Source organism: Pseudomonas sp. B21-010 (assembly GCF_024749325.1).
Lineage (GTDB): Bacteria > Pseudomonadota > Gammaproteobacteria > Pseudomonadales > Pseudomonadaceae > Aquipseudomonas > Aquipseudomonas kilonensis.
Genome location: NZ_CP087198.1, coordinates 2,967,077 through 2,984,295, shown reverse-complemented (window position 1 = coordinate 2,984,295; position 17,219 = coordinate 2,967,077). Strand labels below are relative to the sequence as shown.

Annotated in this window: 18 protein-coding genes; 6 read left to right on the top strand and 12 right to left on the bottom strand. The window is 61.6% G+C overall.

Features of this window, described 5'->3' with window-relative positions:
- The first annotated feature begins 170 nt into the window (after positions 1–170).
- Complete coding sequence (locus LOY50_RS13180; RefSeq protein ID WP_258691088.1) at positions 171–1,274, top strand: sigma-54-dependent Fis family transcriptional regulator; 1,104 nt, start codon at positions 171–173, stop codon at positions 1,272–1,274.
- Positions 1,275–1,439: 165 nt separating this feature from the next.
- Here LOY50_RS13180 and LOY50_RS13175 read toward each other — a convergent pair whose 3' ends face one another.
- From LOY50_RS13175 to msuE, 8 genes are all read right to left on the bottom strand, one after another.
- Positions 1,440–2,234, bottom strand: coding sequence for an ABC transporter ATP-binding protein (locus tag LOY50_RS13175; RefSeq protein WP_258691087.1), 795 nt, complete (start codon positions 2,232–2,234; stop codon positions 1,440–1,442).
- A 57-nt stretch (positions 2,235–2,291) separates the two neighbouring features.
- Positions 2,292–3,617: an ABC transporter substrate-binding protein gene (locus LOY50_RS13170; protein WP_253474324.1), complete on the bottom strand. Its 1,326-nt coding sequence runs from the start codon at positions 3,615–3,617 to the stop codon at positions 2,292–2,294.
- Between the two features lie 72 nt (positions 3,618–3,689).
- Entirely contained in the window at positions 3,690–4,757 is a 1,068-nt protein-coding gene (locus tag LOY50_RS13165) for a branched-chain amino acid ABC transporter permease (protein WP_258691234.1), read from the bottom strand.
- Between the two features lie 11 nt (positions 4,758–4,768).
- Positions 4,769–5,650 carry a branched-chain amino acid ABC transporter permease gene (locus LOY50_RS13160; RefSeq protein WP_258691086.1) on the bottom strand — a complete coding sequence of 294 codons (882 nt, stop codon included), beginning with the start codon at positions 5,648–5,650 and terminating at the stop codon, positions 4,769–4,771.
- Positions 5,651–5,867: 217 nt separating this feature from the next.
- Positions 5,868–6,650: an ABC transporter ATP-binding protein gene (locus LOY50_RS13155; protein WP_253474315.1), complete on the bottom strand. Its 783-nt coding sequence runs from the start codon at positions 6,648–6,650 to the stop codon at positions 5,868–5,870.
- A 13-nt stretch (positions 6,651–6,663) separates the two neighbouring features.
- Positions 6,664–7,824 (bottom strand): AMP-binding protein, encoded by a 1,161-nt coding sequence (locus LOY50_RS13150; protein ID WP_258691085.1) that lies wholly within the window; start codon positions 7,822–7,824, stop codon positions 6,664–6,666.
- A 14-nt stretch (positions 7,825–7,838) separates the two neighbouring features.
- The gene (gene sfnG, locus LOY50_RS13145; RefSeq protein ID WP_027911753.1) at positions 7,839–8,936 is read right to left on the bottom strand and encodes a dimethylsulfone monooxygenase SfnG; all 1,098 of its coding nucleotides are present in this window, start codon (positions 8,934–8,936) and stop codon (positions 7,839–7,841) included.
- A gap of 39 nt (positions 8,937–8,975) precedes the next feature.
- The gene (gene msuE, locus LOY50_RS13140; protein ID WP_258691084.1) at positions 8,976–9,539 is read right to left on the bottom strand and encodes an FMN reductase; all 564 of its coding nucleotides are present in this window, start codon (positions 9,537–9,539) and stop codon (positions 8,976–8,978) included.
- A gap of 375 nt (positions 9,540–9,914) precedes the next feature.
- On the opposite strand from msuE, the gene LOY50_RS13135 reads away from it, so the two are divergent.
- Together LOY50_RS13135 and LOY50_RS13130 are read left to right on the top strand one after the other, a co-directional pair.
- A complete protein-coding gene (locus LOY50_RS13135; RefSeq protein WP_258691083.1) occupies positions 9,915–11,159 on the top strand; it encodes an acyl-CoA dehydrogenase family protein in 1,245 nt (414 codons plus the stop codon).
- Between the two features lie 139 nt (positions 11,160–11,298).
- A complete protein-coding gene (locus tag LOY50_RS13130; protein WP_258691304.1) occupies positions 11,299–11,466 on the top strand; it encodes a nucleoid-structuring protein H-NS in 168 nt (55 codons plus the stop codon).
- Between the two features lie 565 nt (positions 11,467–12,031).
- Here the strand turns inward: LOY50_RS13130 and LOY50_RS13125 are convergent.
- A complete protein-coding gene (locus LOY50_RS13125; protein ID WP_253478719.1) occupies positions 12,032–12,175 on the bottom strand; it encodes a hypothetical protein in 144 nt (47 codons plus the stop codon).
- Positions 12,176–12,465: 290 nt separating this feature from the next.
- Here LOY50_RS13125 and LOY50_RS13120 point away from each other — a divergent pair, with 290 nt between their 5' ends.
- The 3 genes from LOY50_RS13120 (at position 12,466) to LOY50_RS13110 (ending at position 14,495) form a co-directional block, all read left to right on the top strand.
- Positions 12,466–13,236, top strand: coding sequence for a class I SAM-dependent methyltransferase (locus tag LOY50_RS13120; protein WP_258691082.1), 771 nt, complete (start codon positions 12,466–12,468; stop codon positions 13,234–13,236).
- 90 nt (positions 13,237–13,326) lie between these two features.
- On the top strand, positions 13,327–14,052 hold the full coding sequence (locus tag LOY50_RS13115) for a CPBP family intramembrane glutamic endopeptidase (protein ID WP_258691081.1): 726 nt from the start codon (positions 13,327–13,329) through the stop codon (positions 14,050–14,052).
- A gap of 65 nt (positions 14,053–14,117) precedes the next feature.
- Positions 14,118–14,495 (top strand): hypothetical protein, encoded by a 378-nt coding sequence (locus LOY50_RS13110; protein WP_253474298.1) that lies wholly within the window; start codon positions 14,118–14,120, stop codon positions 14,493–14,495.
- A gap of 135 nt (positions 14,496–14,630) precedes the next feature.
- Here the strand turns inward: LOY50_RS13110 and LOY50_RS13105 are convergent, their stop codons facing one another.
- The 3 genes from LOY50_RS13105 to LOY50_RS13095 form a co-directional block, all read right to left on the bottom strand.
- The gene (locus LOY50_RS13105) at positions 14,631–15,326 is read right to left on the bottom strand and encodes a tRNA (adenine(22)-N(1))-methyltransferase TrmK (RefSeq protein WP_301300415.1); all 696 of its coding nucleotides are present in this window, start codon (positions 15,324–15,326) and stop codon (positions 14,631–14,633) included.
- Between the two features lie 15 nt (positions 15,327–15,341).
- Positions 15,342–16,268, bottom strand: coding sequence for a Gfo/Idh/MocA family protein (locus LOY50_RS13100; RefSeq protein WP_258691080.1), 927 nt, complete (start codon positions 16,266–16,268; stop codon positions 15,342–15,344).
- A gap of 131 nt (positions 16,269–16,399) precedes the next feature.
- The gene (locus LOY50_RS13095; RefSeq protein WP_253474295.1) at positions 16,400–17,194 is read right to left on the bottom strand and encodes a DeoR/GlpR family DNA-binding transcription regulator; all 795 of its coding nucleotides are present in this window, start codon (positions 17,192–17,194) and stop codon (positions 16,400–16,402) included.
- Positions 17,195–17,219: the final 25 nt, after the last annotated feature.

Here is a 17,219-nt window from a genome sequence, read left to right as displayed (position 1 = left end):
CCCTCGCTATGTGCAGGTGAAGCCCTAAGCAAATAACTAAAGGTTATTTGTTGTCTGTTTTTTAGATCATTTAGATTAAGCCTTAAGCCCAATGGCTTCGTGGTACTGCCTCAAGAACGTTGGCATTTACCCATTTTCAGTCACGGCAATCTCATTAACGGGCCACCGTCATGCAGCTTCTAACGCTTCCTCCCTCCCCTGGCCTGGCCACCTCGATTCGTGCCACGGCCCAGGTCTTCGAAGACCCCACCTCCCGCGCTTTGCTGGCTCACTTGCAGCAAGTCGCGCCCAGTGACGCCAGCGTGCTGATCATCGGCCAGACCGGGACCGGCAAGGAACTGGTGGCGCGCCACGTACACAACCTCAGCGCCCGTCGCCACAAACCGTTTGTTGCGGTCAACTGCGGGGCGTTTTCCGAAACCTTGGTGGAGGCCGAGCTGTTCGGCCATGAGAAAGGCGCGTTCACCGGCGCACTGACGACCAAGGCCGGATGGTTCGAGGAAGCGGACGGCGGCACGCTGTTCCTGGATGAAATCGGTGATTTGCCGTTGCCGATCCAGGTCAAGTTGCTCCGGGTGCTACAGGAGCGCGAGGTGGTCCGGCTGGGTTCGCGCAAGAGCATCAAGATCAATGTGCGCGTGTTGGCGGCCACCAACGTACAGTTGGAAAAAGCCATCAATGCCGGGCACTTTCGTGAAGACCTCTATTACCGTCTGAACGTGGTCAGCCTGGTGCTCAAGCCGCTGCGCGAACGCCCCGGTGACATCCTGCCGCTGATCCGCCACTTCATTGCCGAGTACAGCCGCAGGCTCGGGCACGGCGAGGTGACGCTGGATGCCCAGGCACAGCGCAAATTGCTCGACTATTCCTGGCCGGGGAACATCCGCGAACTGGAAAATGTCATCCACCACACCCTGTTGATTTGCCGCAACAACGTGATCGGCGTACAGGACCTGCACCTGTCGAACTTCCGTATCGAACGCCAGGACAACTCGCAGGAGTCGGCCCCTCAAAGCGCAGAGACGCTGTTGCAGAAAGCCTTCGAGAAACTGCTCGAGCAAGAGCATGGCGACTTGTATGAAAAGGTCGAGGCCGAGTTGCTGCGCACCGCCTACCGCTACGCCAACTGCAATCAGGTCCACACCGCCAGCCTGTTGGGCCTGAGCCGCAATGTCACCCGCACGTTGTTGATCAGGATCGGCGAACTGGTGGTCAATCGACGCCGCCCGGCACTGGACACCCGGGATGGCCGGGTGATCAACCTGTCGACCTGAGTTCCAAAGGGCTCCGTGGCGAGGGAGCTTGCTCCCGCTGGGGGCACGGTAGGAGCTATCGAGCGGAGCGAGGCTGCGATCTTTCCCCAGACACTTGAGCCTCAAGCGAAAGATCAAAAGATCGCAGGCTTCGCCAGCTCCTACAGAACCCAGACAGTGGCCCAATTAGGGGGAGCTCTGTGCTTCAATCCCGGCCGTGTCCTGCCCCCTCGCCCTCGCTCCCAGATAGAAATCCTGCAGATCGCCGCGAGCCGCCAGTTGTTCGGCGCTGCCTTCGCTGACCACACGACCGCTTTCCAACACGTAGCCATAGTGGGCGTAGCGCAGGGCGACGTTGATGTTCTGTTCGGCAATCAGGAAACTGACGCCTTCGTGCTGATTGAGTTGGCGCACGATCTCGAAGATTTCCTCGACGATCTGCGGCGCCAGGCCCATCGACGGTTCGTCGAGCAAGACCAGTTGCGGCTTGGCCATCAGTGCACGGCCTATCGCGATCATCTGTTGCTCGCCGCCCGAGGTGTAGCCGGCCAGGCTTTTGCGCCGCAGCTTCAGCCGCGGAAAATGGCCATAGACCAACTCCAGGTCAGCCAGCAACTGGCGCCGCGGCACCTGGCGCGCCAGGGCGCCGGCCAGAAGGTTTTCCTCCACGGTCAACTGGGCAAAACAATGCCGCCCTTCGAGCACTTGCACCAAGCCGTTCGCCGCCAAGGTGTGAGGCGCGCTGTGGGTCACCTCCCGTCCCTGGTAGACGATCCGCCCCCGCACCACTTCGCCCCGTTCAGCACGCACCAGGTTGGAGGCGGCTTTCAAGGTGGTGCTTTTACCCGCGCCGTTGGCGCCCAGCAACACCACGACCTGCCCTTCTGCGACCTCCAGCGACACGCTGCGCACGGCCAGGATGGTCTGTTCGTAGAGGACTTCAATATCGTCGATCTGCAGGATCGGCACGTTCGTCGTCATGCTGTTTCGCCTTTTTCAAGTAGCGACCGGACACGCACGCCCGGTCGCCGTGACGCCTCAGGATTGCTTGCTGCAATCACGCGGGGTAATGCCTTTTTCCCGGGCGTACTGGTGCGAAGACGCTTCGATGATCGGTCGCAGCAAGGCGCGGTCAGCCTGTACCCAGTCACTGATCAGCTTCCACTGCGTACCGTCCCATTGCTGGAAGCGCACCGCACCACCGCCTTCATGGTCCGAGCACGACAACTGCAACGGCTGCACCAGGCCCAACGCCCCCAGTTCCTTGAGTCGTGCATCGTCGAGCTTGAGGTTCTCGAAGCCCCAACGCACCTGCTCACCCGTCAGGGGTTGCTTGCCGAATTTCTGCTGGGCAATGCGCAGCGCTTCTACGTTGAGAATGCCGTTGACCACGCCGAGGTTGTAATACACCGTGCCGAAACGCTTGGGGTCGGCCAGGTCGCCATGGCCGGCGTCGACCACTTGTTTCTTGATGCCCTGCAGCACCGGGAAATCGGTGCCCGAAGGGTGCGTGGTGATGGCGATGAAGCCCTTGGCCGCGGCACCGGCCGGTGCAGCGTCATCCTCGGAATTGCTCCAGATGTTGCCGATGATGTGGTCGGCCGGGAAACCGACTTTCTGTGCGGTTTTCAGCGCCACCGGGTTCATCACGCCCCAACCGCGCAGGATCACCCAATCAGGCTTTTCCCGACGGATATTCAGCCATTGCGATTGTTGCTCGTTGCCCGGGTGCGGCACCTCCAGCAAGGTCAGCGCAAAACCGTACTTGTCGGCCAGGGTTTGCAGCACCTCGTTGGTTTCCTTGCCGTAGGGCGAACCGTGATACAGGGTGACGATCTTCAGGCCCTTGAGTTTGTCCAGCCCCCCGGCCCTTTGGCCGATGTAGTTGATGATCGCCGACACTTCGGAATACGGGTTCAACTGCAACGGGAAGACGTAGGGAAACACGCTGCCGTCGGTGGAGTCCGTGCGACCGTGGTTGATGGTGATCAGCGGCAGTTTGTCGGCCGTCGAACGCTCCAGGGTGGCGTAGGCAATACCCACCGACAGTGGGTTGGTGGCCGCCGCTGGCGCGCCGTTCAAACCTTTCTTCAGGCGCTCGTAGCACTCGACGCCTTTTTCGACCACGTATTCGGTCTCGCACTCGCTCCAGGTCAACTTGACGCCATTCACGCCGCCATTGGCGTTGACGTACTTGAGGTAGTCGATGAAACCGCCGAAAAAACCGGTGCCGCCGGCCGCATAAGGGCCGACGCGATAGCTTTGCAGCGGGAAGTATTGTTCGTTGTCCGCCTGGACGGTGAAGGCCGCGGCGGTGAGGCTCAGGGCCAGTGCCAGGCTGCTGGCGAATGATCGTTTGAACATCGGATTTTCCTTGTTATGAAGCCATAGGTAAGCCAACAAAATGGAACTGCAAACCCGCGCTGCGCGCATCGCTCAGTAGCGCAACGGCCACAGCCGAGCGCGCTGGCGAAATCTCTGCCAGAGGCGCGCAAGGCCCTCTGGCTCCTTGATCAGAAACAGGATGATCAGGGCGCCGAATATCATCTTCTGCAGGTTCTCCACCTGGCCGGCGTCCACCAGCCCGCCGGGCAGCAGCGACACCAGGTTCGAGAGCAACACCGGAAACAGCACGATGAAGGCCGCGCCGAGGAAGTTGCCCAGCAGGCTGCCGAGGCCGCCGATAATGATGATGAACAGGATCTGGAACGACCGATTGAGGTCGAACCCGTGGGGCTCCACCGTGCCCAGGTAAGCGAAGGCCCAGAGCGCGCCGGCCACCCCGAGGAAAAAACCGCTGATGGCGAACGCCAGCAACTTGGTTTTTGCCAATGCAATGCCGATGACCGCGGCGGCGGTGTCCATGTCGCGCACCGCCATCCAGTTGCGCCCCAACTCGCTGCGCACCAGGTTCTTGCCCAGCCAGAACAGCGCCACCACCACCGTCAGGGTCAGCAGATAGCGGCCGGCCGGCGCGTCGAGGTTCACCCCCAATACCTCCAGGCGCGGCGCGCTGATCACGCCCGAGGCGCTGTTGTTGGAAAACCAACTGAACCGGGTCAGCGCCCAGGTCACGAAGAACTGCGCCGCCAGGGTCGAGACCAGCAGGTAGAAGCCCTTGATGCGTAAACTCGGCAGGCCGAACAGCACCGCCACCAACGCCGCCGTCAACCCGCCCAGGGCGATACTGACCAACAACGGCAAACCGGCGACCCGTACTTCGAGGTTGTAAGTGGCAAAGGCGCCCACCGCCATGAACGCCGCAGAACCGAGGGACAGTTGCCCGGCATAACCAGTGAGCAAATTGAGCCCCAACCCGGCCAGGGACAGCACCAGGAATGGAATCAGGATCGCGCTGAACCAGTAGTCATTGCCCAGCCAGGGCACCACGACAAAGGCAAACAGCAGCAACGCGATCAGCCCATGACGGTCCTGGCGCAGCGCGAAGACTCGGCGGTCCTGGGCATAGCGGGTGTTGAACTGGCCTGCTTCTCGATAAAACATCATGCGCTCCCCTAAACCCGTTCGATGGCCCGTTCGCCAAACAACCCCGCCGGACGCACCAGCAAAAACAGCAGCGCCAGCACGTAGGGAAACCAGTTCTCGATGCCGCTGCCGATGAAGGGCCCGAGGTAAACCTCCGCCAGCTTCTCCGAGGCGCCGATGATCAAGCCGCCGACAATCGCGCCGGTGATGGAGGTGAAGCCGCCGATGATCAGCACCGGCAAGGCCTTGAGCACCACCAGCGAGAGCGAGAACTGCACACCGAGGCGAGCGCCCCAGAGCAGCCCGGCGACCAACCCGACAAACCCCGCCACCGCCCACACCACCACCCACACTCGCTGCAAGCGGATGCCCACGGCCAGTGCCGCCAGCGGGTCATCGGCCACCGCCCGCAACGACAATCCGAGCCGGGTCTTGTTGAACAGCCAGGACAGCAGCAGCACCAGGAACGCCGCAGTCAACGCGGCAAAAATGTCGAACTGCGACAACAACATCCCGCCCAGCTCCAGCGGTTCGTCACTGATGCCCAGCTCCAGGCCATGCACCTGGGCGCCCCACAGCGCCTGGGCGAACCCTTCGATGACGTAGGACAGCCCGAGGGTGGCCATGAACAGCGTGATCGGCGAACGGTTGACCAAAGGGCGCAGCACCACACGCTCCACGGCCACGGCGATGAGCAGCATTGCCGCCAGGCTGATGAGAAACGCTAGCCAGAACGGCACGCCGCGTTCCAGCAGGCTGACGAAAGTCAGCGCCGAGAACAGCACCATCGCGCCCTGGGCGAAATTGAATACCCCGGAGGCCTTGTAGATCAGCACAAAACCGATGGCCACCAAGGCGTACATCACCCCCGCCAACAACCCGCCAATCAATACTTCAAAGAAAAATTCCATCGCTGTTCCTAATACTGTTCGGTCAATACAAACGAGGATCCTGTGGCCAGAGATTGCTCCCGCTGGGCTGCGCGGTAGGAGCTGTCGAGCGGAGCGAGGCTGCGATCTTTCCCCAGACACTTAAGTCTCAAGCGAAAAGTCAAAAGATCGTCCGAACGCGGCCCGAGTCTTCGCCAGCTCCTACAGAGCCCAGCGGGAAGGCGTCGAATATCCGGTGTCAGTGGCGAGTGCCCAGGTAGGCCGAAATGACCTCGGGGTTCTGCCGTACGTCTTCGGGCGAGCCGTCGCCGATCTTGCGACCGTAATCGAGCACCACCACGTGGTCGCTGATGTCCATGACCACGCCGATATCGTGCTCGATCAACACCACGGTGGTGCCCAGTTCACGATTGATATCGACGATGAAGCGGCTCATCTGCTGCTTCTCGTCGGCGTTCATTCCGGCCATGGGTTCGTCCAGCAGCAACAGCCGAGGCTCCGCCGCCAGCGCCCGGGCCAGCTCCACGCGCTTCTGCAAGCCATAGGGCAACGTGCCCACCAGGGTGTCGCGCCAGGGCTGCAAGTGCAGGAACGCGATAACGCGCTCGGCCGCTTCGCGCTGGCGGTCATCCTCGGCCCTGGCGCGACCGATGCGCAGCGCCTGCTCGATCCAAGTGCTGCGCCGCTTGAGGTTGCGTCCGGTGAGCACGTTGTCGAGCACGCTCATGCCCTTGAACAGCGCAATGTTCTGGAACGTGCGGGCGATGCCGCGTACCGCCACATCGTGGGGGCGCATCCGGCGCCGCTCCTGTCGATCAAAACGGATATGCCCCTCCTGGGCCTGGTACACGCCGCTGATGACATTCAGCAGCGAGCTCTTGCCTGCACCGTTGGGGCCGATCAAGGCGCAGATCTCTGCGGTGGCGACACGAAAACTGATGTCCGTGACCGCTTTGACGCCTTTGAATGACAGTGAAATATGGTCCAGCTCCAGCAAATGCGCGGTGGCCGTCTGGGTCATGGCGCGTCTCCTCTCAGGCCAGTTGCGACTGGAGCCCGCTCCAGTCATCGGTGGTTTGCTGCACAAGATGCGTCGGCGCTTCCCAGTGGGCCGCATCGCTCCACTGGCGAACCCTGATACCCAATGCCTGGAAAAACGCCTGGGTCTGGGGCAGCAACGCATCGCCCACCAGCAGCGGCGCGCGGGTCCGGGAGAACCCCAGCACGTCGCGCAAAGGCCGGCGCACCAGCCAGTCACCCAAATGCCGTTGCAAGACGTCGGGATGGGCCGCCAACGCCCAGTCCACCAGCCCACGCGACCAACTGCCCGGCACCGGCAAACGCTCCAGCGCATAACGGTACAAACGCTCATAGGTTTCGCGCGTTCCAGCCACCAGCGTCGGGCCCAGCTCGCGGCGGTCGCGATCACGGGTCGCCAGGTTTTCTGGAAAATTCAGGCGAAAACCGGCTATCAACCAGGGCGCCAGCAGATAGCGGGCTTGTCCGCCCGAGGCGAACGCCCGGGCGGCCAATGCCTCTTCCTGCCGTCCCAGGCCTTCGCGCGTCACCAACCGCTGGCCCTCCTGCAGCAGCTCGGCGTGGCTGACGCGTTGCTCTTCAATCGCCTGCCCAGCCCCGCGATAAAACACAAAGGCCGTTTGCAGCACTTGCCCTTGCGGTGCCCGTTCATCGGTTGGTCGCTCGGCAACCAGCGCGGCGTAATCCAGCGCTTGAACGAATGGCGTCGAATCGGCCAGGCCACGCTTGTCGAGATAAACCAGTACACGTGCAACCACCTGCGCCGCACGCAGACGCAGCATCTCCTCCAGGCCTTCGACCAGGACGAAATCCGGCTGCAGCGTGCCGAGCAATTGCACCTGTTCGGCCGGTACCTCCAAAGGGTCGAAGAGACTCGCCACGCCACCCAGCCACTGCGCGGCCAAGGCTGCAAGCAGCGCCTGCGGCCTGGGTCGGCTGATGATCGTCAGGGTCGCGCCCGCTGAAAAACCGCGGGCTTGCAGGGCACTCGCCAAACGGCGCACCTCATCGGCCACTTGCGCCCAGGTCCGCTCCTGCCAGACACCCAGGTACTTATGGCGCAGCGCGACATCCGCGCCATGCCGATGCGCCTGTTGCTGCAACCACTGGGGCAAGCTGGCCGGTGCCGCGTCGAGAGTGTCGGTGAACGTGCCCATGCTGCCTCCCGCGCCTAAGCGACTGCCGCCGTTTTGGCTGCCACTTTGCGTTGCTCCAGCTCACGCACCAGCGGCAGGACCTTACGGCCGAAATACTCGACTTCTTCCTGGAAGTGCAGAAAGCCGGCGAGCACCAGATCCACACCCACGGCCTTGAGCGCGACGATGCGTTCGGCGATTTGCTGCGGTGTGCCGATCAGGTTGGTCTTGAAGCCATCGTTGTACTGCACCAGGTCCTCGAAGCTGGACTTGGCCCAGTTGCCCTCGCCTTCCGGGCTGGACTTGCCGGCCTGCTTCGCCGCATCGCCGAAGGCATTGACGGCCTCGGGGTCGGCCTGGTCGATGATCTGGGCAAGGACCGCACGCGCCTCTTCTTCGGTGTCACGAGCAATGACGAAGGCGTTTACACCGACCTTGACCTTGTGATTGTTGGCCGCGGCTTTTGCCTGGAGGTCATCGATCTGCGCCTTGACGCCTTCCACGGTATTGCCGTTGGTGAAGTACCAGTCCGATACCCGGGCCGCCATGTCCCGCGCCGCCCGCGAGCTGCCGCCCTGGAAGATCTCCGGGTGCTGCTGCAGTGGTTTTGGCTTGAGGGTGTAGTCGTGGAAGCGGTAGAAGTCACCGCGCAAGGTGAAGTTGTCGGTGGTCCAGATGCCCTTGAGGGCGGTGATGAATTCTTCGGAACGGCGATAGCGCTCATCGTGTTCCAACCATGGCTCGCCAATGGCGGTGAACTCGCCCTTGAACCAGCCCGACACGATGTTGACCGCCACCCGCCCGCCGGTCAGGTGATCGATGGTTGCGATCTGCTTGGCCAACACCGAGGGTGTCCACGGCCCAGGCAACACTGCGGCGATGACTTTCAGGCGCGTGGTGGCGGCCAGCAAGGCATGACTGAACGCCACGGACTCATGCTGGTATTCGGCACCGTAACCGGCGGTAAAGCGCACTTGGGACAGGGCGTAGTCGAAGCCGGCCGCTTCAGCGATCTGCGCCAGCTTGCGGTTGTAGTCGATGCCCCAGTCGGTGCGTTGCTCGATTTTGCTGACCACCAGCCCGCCACTGACGTTGGGCACCCAGTAGGCAAATTTGATCGTGTCCTGGCTCATTGCATGTACTCCACGGCTCGTTTTGAAAGAAGAAATTGATCAGGCGGCACTGGCGTCGCGTCGAACGCTCGGGACCAGGCTCAGCAACGCCGACTCGACGGCGCGCTCGATACGCTCCAGCACCTGTGCGCTGGAGATCTGGTATTGGGTGAAATCGTTTTCGCTGGCATAGACCCCCACCGGCAGGCTCAGGGCCTGGAAGAAGCCGAACAGGGGCCGCAATTGGTGATCGATGATCAAGGCATGGCGATCCGAGCCCCCCGTCGCGGCCAGCAGCACCGGTACGTTCTTGAGAGCTTCGTGATGAACAAAATCGAACAGGTGCTTGAACAGGCCGGTGTACGAAGCCCGATACACCGGGCTGGCGGCAATCAACAGATCAGCCGACTCGATGGCCTGCAGGTCATCCTGCACGGCAGCCGGCAACGCCTCGCGACGCAAGACCCCGGCGAACTGGGGGCCGACCTTGGCCAGTTCGATCAGACGCAGCTCGATCGGCAGTTGCTGCCCGAGCCTGTCGACCAATGCCTGGAGCAGGACCAGCGTGCGTGACGGGTGCTGCACGCTGCCTGACACCGCCACCACTTTGAATTGCTTGCTCATCGTTTACCCCATGCCTGGAGACGCCACCTCAGCGTCTGCACAAGGTGTAGAGCAGCAACCGTGCCATTTGAATATTCATTTATTAATCAATGTCTTAGGAGCTTTGCCGGATCATCTCACTGTCGCTTGACGGACAAGCTGTTGATCCACTGTTGCCTGACGAACATTCGCCGCGTCGATGTGTGTGGCAGCAACTGTTGCCGGGCACACAGTTGCGCAACAGATTGTTCGCAGCGAGGGCAGCCCTTTCCCTGATGAGCGCTGTACAGGCCCGTATTTACGGGCGTTGGGCCTCAGGCATGGACTGTGCAATAGCCGCTGGCACCGGCAGGTTTCTCCCCTGCCCACCTATTCGTCATAAGAAGGAACATCACCATGACCGCACAGCAACAACATCTGCCGCCGATACTGTCCACCGGCACCGACTATGAGCCCTTGGCCGAACGCTTTCGGCCGATCTTTGCACGCATCCAGGCCGGCGCCCTGGAGCGTGAGCAGACGCGCAGCCTGCCCTTTGAACAGGTGAAATGGCTGAAGGAAGCAGGCTTTGGTGCCATTCGCGTACCGGTCGAATATGGCGGCGCCGGGGCTTCGTTGCCGCAGCTGTTGCAACTGCTGATCGAACTGGCCGAAGCCGATTCCAACCTGCCCCAGGCGCTGCGCGGGCACTTTGCATTTGTCGAGGACCGTCTCAACGCCCACGCCAGCAGCCCACAAGACATCTGGTTCAAGCGCTTCGTCGAGGGTGAACTGGTGGGCAATGCCTGGACGGAAGTCGGCACCGTGAAAATCGGCGACGTCGTTACTCGGGTTTCTCGCCAGGGTGATCAGTGGGTCGTCAACGGCACCAAGTACTACAGCACCGGCAGTATCTTCGCCGACTGGATCGACGTGTATGCCCAACGCGACGACAACGGCGCCGACGTGATTGCCGCTGTGCGTGTGCATCAGCCGGGCGTCAAGCAAAGCGATGACTGGGACGGTTTTGGCCAACGCACCACCGGCAGCGGCACGTCGCTGTTCGAGAATGCGTTGGTCGAGGCGGAAAATCTCATCGACTTCTCTACCCGCTTCAAATACCAGACCGCGTTTTATCAACTGGTGTTGCTGGCCGTGCTGACCGGTGCCGGCCGCGCGGCGGTTCATGACATTACCGAGCAAGTGCGCAAACGCACGCGGGTCTTCAGCACCGGCAACGCCAGCGAAGTGAGCCAGGATGTGCAGGTGCAGCAAGTGGTCGGTAGGGCCTCGGCCCAGGTCTATGCCGCAGAAGCCACCACCCTGCGAGCCGCGAGCGCCTCCCAACGCGCCTACGAAAGCCGCTTCAGTCAGAACGCCGAGACCGAACACACCGCCAACATCGCCGCCGAACTGGAATCGGCCCAGGCCCAGGTGGTGATTTCCGACCTGGTGTTACGCGCTACCAGTGATCTGTTCAATGCCCTGGGTGCCTCGGCCACCAGCACCAGCAAAGCCCTCGACCGTCACTGGCGCAATGCCCGCACTGCTGCTTCGCATAATCCGTTGATCTACAAGGAGCGCATTATTGGTGATTGGGAAATCAATGGTACGGAGCCGCCGTATGTTTGGCAGATTGGCGGGGGGTCCAAGCAGCTTTGAGTAGATGGGTTGGTGTGTATATCCGTTGCTGCGGTAACGGCGGCTTAGGGTTCCGCCCTTACGGCGGGTCACTTTTGGAAGAGCGCCAAAAGTAACCAAAAACGCTCTGCCCCACCACTCGGCACCTCGCCTAGGCTCGGTGTGCCCTCACTCCGGCATTGCTCCGTGGGCCCGCCGCGAAGGGCCATCCATGGCCCAGCGCGGCTATCCCGGCATCCATGCCGGGATGCCCACTGCGCAATGCCTGCGTTCGGCCAGCGTGGTTAACGGGGCGCCCGAGATCAACGTCCACCGCGAGGCGGCCTAACAGCCGACCTGGCTCTTGGTAAGACCGTGTTCCTCCTGTGGGAGCGAGCTTGCTCGCGATAGCGGAGGGTCAGTTGGCGGTGATGTTGGCTGTGCCGGCGTTATCGCGAGCAAGCTCGCTCCCACAGGTTTTTGTGTCGTGTACAGAGGCTGTGAACACCTGTAAATCCATGTGGGAGCGAGCCTGCTCGCGATAGCGGAGGGTCAGTTGGCGGTGATGTTGGCTGTGCCGGCGTTATCGCGAGCAAGCTCGCTCCCACAGGTTTTTGTGTTGTGTGCAGAGGCTGTGAACACCTGTAAATCCATGTGGGAGCGAGCCTGCTCGCGATAGCGGAGGGTCAGTTGGCGGTGATGTGGGCTGTGCTGCCGTTATCGCGAGCAAGCTCGCTCCCACAGGGTTCTCGAGCGTTCAAAAATCCTGTGCTCGCCACAAACCCCTTGTGGGAGCGAGCTTGCTCGCGATGGCGGTGGTTCAGTCGATGAAGATGTTGGATGTGCTGGCCTCTTCGCGAGCAAGCTTTGCTCCCACAGAACTGACGAGTGTATGACCGGGAGAGCCAGGTCGGCTATAAGGCCGCCTCGATTTTGATCTTGATCTGGGGCGCCCCGTTAACCACGATGGCCGAACGCAGGCATTGCGCAGTGGGCACCTCGGCATGGATGCCGAGGTAGCCGCGCTGGGCCATGGATGGCCCTTCGCGGCGGCCCACGGAGCAATGCCGGAGTGAGGGCACACCGAGCCTAGGCGAGGTGCCAAGTGGTGGGGCATGTAGCGTTTTGGTTACTTTTGCGCTCTTCAAAAGTGACCCGCTGTAAGAGCGGAACCATAAGCAGCCGTTACCCCAGAAACGGATATACACACCAACCAATCCCAAAATCCCGATAAACGATCTACCCCAACGCAAACACACGAGACCAAGCACAAAAAGGATCAACTAGCTGACGACCTAAACACACCGCATAATCCATCTACCCCCATCCACCCGAAGGGTCGCTGAAGATGACAGTTATCCATAAGGCCGCTCAGATAGGATACTCAGCAGAAGCCAGCACCTATACCCAAGGGCGCCCAGACTACCCAAGCGAAATACAGGCATGGCTCAGCAGTGCACTGGAAATCAGCCCAGGATCGACAGTCATTGAGTTAGGAGCCGGTACCGGTAAATTTACTCGCCTGCTGGACTCAATGGCGATCAATGCCATCGCCATCGAACCGGTCGAGGCGATGCGAATCGAGTTTGCCAAGCATCTGCCGAACACCAGGATTCTGGAGGGAACGGCCGAATCCATTCCCCTCGAGGCAGGGACGGCGCAGGCGCTCGTATGCGCCCAAGCCTTCCACTGGTTCGCGAATGAAACCGCGCTCCAAGAGATTCACCGAGTACTCAAACCGGACGGCCGGCTCGGCCTGATCTGGAACGTGCGTGATGAGTCAGTGGACTGGGTGGTCGACATCACTAAAATCATCACCCCCTTCGAAGGCGATACCCCACGCTTTCATACTGGAAACTGGCGACGCCCCTTCAACGGACGTTACTTCTCGGAACCCGAACTGACCTGTTTTAGTTACACCCACGCAGGCAGCCCCGAGACGGTCATCCTGGATCGCTTTCTGTCCGTGAGCTTCATCGCAGCGCTGCCTGACGCAGAGAAGAAACGGGTAGCGGATCAACTACGGGCCTTGATTCAGAGCCATCCGGCGCTGCGCGGGCGCAAGCACATCGAGTTCCCTTATCAGACCCACGCTTATTCATGTCGCCGCCTGGATTGAATCACGACGCCATCAACCCACCAGGAACTCGTACCTGACGCCCCCAAAACACTGGCATCATGCCTTTTTCCTTGCACTCATGGAGTGACTGTGACGAATCTTTGTGCCGCCCCTGAATTTGCTCCCGCCGCCACTTTACCGCCCTACCGCTTCTTTCCCCGGCTCGGGATGTTTGCGCTTGCGACCCTGATAGTCTTTCTGGCTGCAGTGCCCGAAGTCCTTTTCGTCCCCGCGGACATGCAGGCCTACCTGACGTTCACGACTACCTCGGGCATCACCGCGCTGGTTCTCCTCGCCCTCTTCGCCTGGCAATACCGCACCGATCCGCGCGCGCGGTGGCGTGGTCATGCCGTTCGCAAACCCCTGCAGTGGGGGGCGATCGGCACTATCGGGGCCTACCTGCTTTTCGGGGTCGCCGTCCTCGTGCTCGGGTTGCCGCGTGAGGTGTTCATGGCCGAGCTCCTGGACGGGCTCAACGGTTGGCAGGCCACGATCAAGATCGCCTCGCTGATCGTGCTGCCGCCCATCGCCGAAGAGCTGTTCTTCCGCCATTACATGCTGCGGCTGTTTCCCTACGAGAACAGCCGGGCCTGGACATGGATCGCGATCATCGTGACCTCAGCGATCTTCGCCAGCATGCACATCCAATACGGGAACTGGATCACCGTCGTGCTGATCTTCGCCTGTGGAGGCATATTCGCTATCGCAAGAGTGGTCAGCGGTGGCCTGCTGGTGCCGGTGCTCCTGCATTCGCTGGCCGAAATGGTTGCTCTGAGCACTGACAAATCCTTCTCTCTGATGGGGCTTTACGGTTGAATCAGGCAAAGACGCAATGCCACGCTATGATTTCGCAAACGTCAGCACCTCAAACAAGGGCAACCATGAACGCTCACGCAGCGTGCCTCGGACTGTTTGTCTTGACGCTCGCCTTCCTGAGTGGGCCCGTCCAGGCCTCGACATGGCAAATCTGCCACCTGGAGCTGCGTATCGTCGAGGTCCTGAAACAACCCTACCCGCAGCTTCAGGCGAAGATCGTGAAAGCCAGGCCGAAATCCGCCTCAGTGGAGTGTCCAGCGCAAGGCTCATCGCTCACCTTCACCCCGGAAACCCCGGACTACCAAGCCACGCTCCCCCGCCGGCAATGGCCCCGGAAAGGACAGTCACTACAGGTCGACTACCGCTACCTGGATGGCGTCTGTAAAGGCGACGGCAACTCGTATGCATGTCGTATCAAGCACTACCCGGTGATGGGTCGATAGTCAGGCGGCTGGAGACCGTGGCATTTAGCTGATGGCCTCATCGCGAGCAAGCTCGCTCCCACAGAAAGGCCTTGCGCACCCCTGTGGGAGCGAGCTCGCTCGCGATGACGTCGGCACAGCCAACCTCAATGCGACTCAAGCCAACAGCTCAGTGATCCAGCGGGCCTGCCGGGCTATGTCTTGCAGCTTCTCTTCCGGCACGGCTTGCCGCGCCTTGGCGAAGCTGGTGAGGGTCTTTTGCTTCTGGCGTAGCAGGCGCTGCCACTTGGCCAGGAAGATCGGGGTGCGGGCTTGCAGCTGCAGCGGGCCGAAGTACAGCTCCTCGGCGGTGTACGTCACCGGCCCGGTGCGCTCGGCGACGATGATCTCGTAGTAGAAACGGTTTTCCCGCAGCACCTCCTCGCAGAGGATGCGGTAGTCGTTCTCCATCAGCCATTGGCGCAGTGGCTGCTCGCCGCCGTTGGGTTGCAGGATCAGGCGCTCCTGACCGCTCAACCGCGCTTTGCCGCTGTCCAGGATGTCGCGGATCGTCTCGCCGCCCATACCACAGAGGCTGATCGCCGTGATCCCGTCTTCCGGCTCGATCGACGCCAGGCCATTGGCCAGACGCACACTGATCTGCTGCTCCAGGCCGTTCTCCCCCACGGTGCGTTCGGCGGCGCGAAACGGCGTCAGCGCCACCTCCCCCGCCACCGCCATCGCGATGGCACCACGGCGCAGCAAGGCCACCGGCAGGTAAGCGTGATCCGAGCCGATATCGGCCAGGCGCGCGCCCGCCGGCATATGCGCCGCCACGCGCTCCAGGCGCATGGACAATGTCTGTTCGTTCAACTGCAGTTCCCTGGATTAATCGTAGAACGGCTCGACCGCCGTCCGACTGCCGACAAAAAAGCTGTCCGCGACCAACCGCAGCGGCTGCAGGTCCATGTCGCTGGTTTGGTCGGCAATCAGTTGTTGAAAATGTCGATATACCGCCGCGTATTCGCCCTCCTCGGAAACCGCCTGGCCCACGCCGTCGATGCTCAACAGTGCACCGCCGTTGTCCAGGCGCAGGACGCCTTCGGCGCAGCGAATCTCGATGCTCCAGAGCTCGTCATGACCATGGTCGAAATCGAATTCCGCATGAATATCGAGGTGGCGCGCGTCGGCCATCTTGATGCTGGCGGCAATCGGCGACTGGCAGTTGTCCGGCACGCGCAACTCGGCGGACTCCACGAACAGCGGCAACGCCAGCAGATGGGTCACAATCGACAAGGCATTGATACCCGGATCGAAGACGCCCAGGCCGCCGGGTTGCCAGATCCATGCCTGGCCGGGGTGCCACTTGCGCACATCTTCCTTCCAGTCGATCTGCACGCTCTGCAAGGTGCGACTCGCCAGCCAGTCACGGGCGGCTTCGATGCCCGGCGCGTAACGCGAATGCCAGGCGAACAGGCCGCTGACGCCTTGCTCGCGGACCTGCTCCACCAATGCCATGGCTTCACCCAACGTGGCGCACGGCGGTTTTTCCACCAGCACGTGTTTGCCAGCCGCCAGCGCCTGTTGCACCAGGGCGAATCGACCTTGTGGCGGTGTGCAAAACGCAATGGCATCGACCTGCGGACCGTTTTCGAGCAGTTCGCCCAAGGAGCGGAAGTTCTCCACCCCGGCGCAAGGCTGCCCTTGCGTGGCGACAGCCACCAGTTGGAACGCGGGATTGGCGTGGATGGCTGGAACATGTTGATCCTGGGCAATCTTGCCGTAGCCCACCAGCCCGAGACGAATCGGTTGCATCGATGACTCCTGATTTTTGTACTTGTGATCGGCCAGCAAACTAGACGCAAATCGCCTGGCGGACAATGGGGGTCGTGCAGTCTCTATACGATTGTCCTGCGCAATTGGGCAACAGCCGTGCAGCAAAGACCTCAGCTTTGCCGCGGCTCACTGGCTGCCGTCACGACGTTGGTCACCCGGCCGAAGAAGGGCTCCAGCCGCTCCCGCGGCGCATCGTGCTCCACCACCAGGGCGGTGACTTCTTCGCAGGAGGCCACCTGGTAGTGGGCAACGCTGGACAGCTTCTCATTGGTCACCGCCGCGATCACCTGCCCGCTTGCCGCGACCACCGCGCGCTTGAACTCCGCGTCGTCCAGGCCGAACGCCGTGACGCCATTGTCCGGATCGATGGCGCAGGCACCGAGCAAGCACACGTCAAAACTGAACTGACGCAACTGCTGGACAGCCGTCAGCCCGATCACACCCCCCGCGTTTGGACTCAAGCGGCCACCCAACAGAATGACTTCGGCACGGGGCAACTTCATCAACTGAACCGCAATCAACGGCGAATTGGTGGTGAGGGTCAGCTGAAGTTGCGGATCGATGGCGCAGGCCACGGCCAGGTTGGTTGACCCGGCGTCGATGAAGACGTGCTGGCCCGCGCGCAGCAGTGCAGCGGCCGCTTGGCCGAGACTGCCCTTGCGCGCCGGGTCCTTGCGCACGCGTGCCTCCATCGGCCCTTCGGGAGCGGGCAAGAGTATCGCGCCGCCATAAACGCGTTTGCACACCCCCGCTGCTGCCAATGCGCCCAAATCACGCCGTATCGAGTGCTCGGACACATTGAATTCGCTGGCCAAGTCGGCCGCGATCACCCGGCCATACCGGGCAAGACGCTGGCTGATCAATTGCTGGCGTTCGCCGGGGAACGCTTCGTGAGGAGAAGTCATGATGCTACAACCTGCATAAACGAGC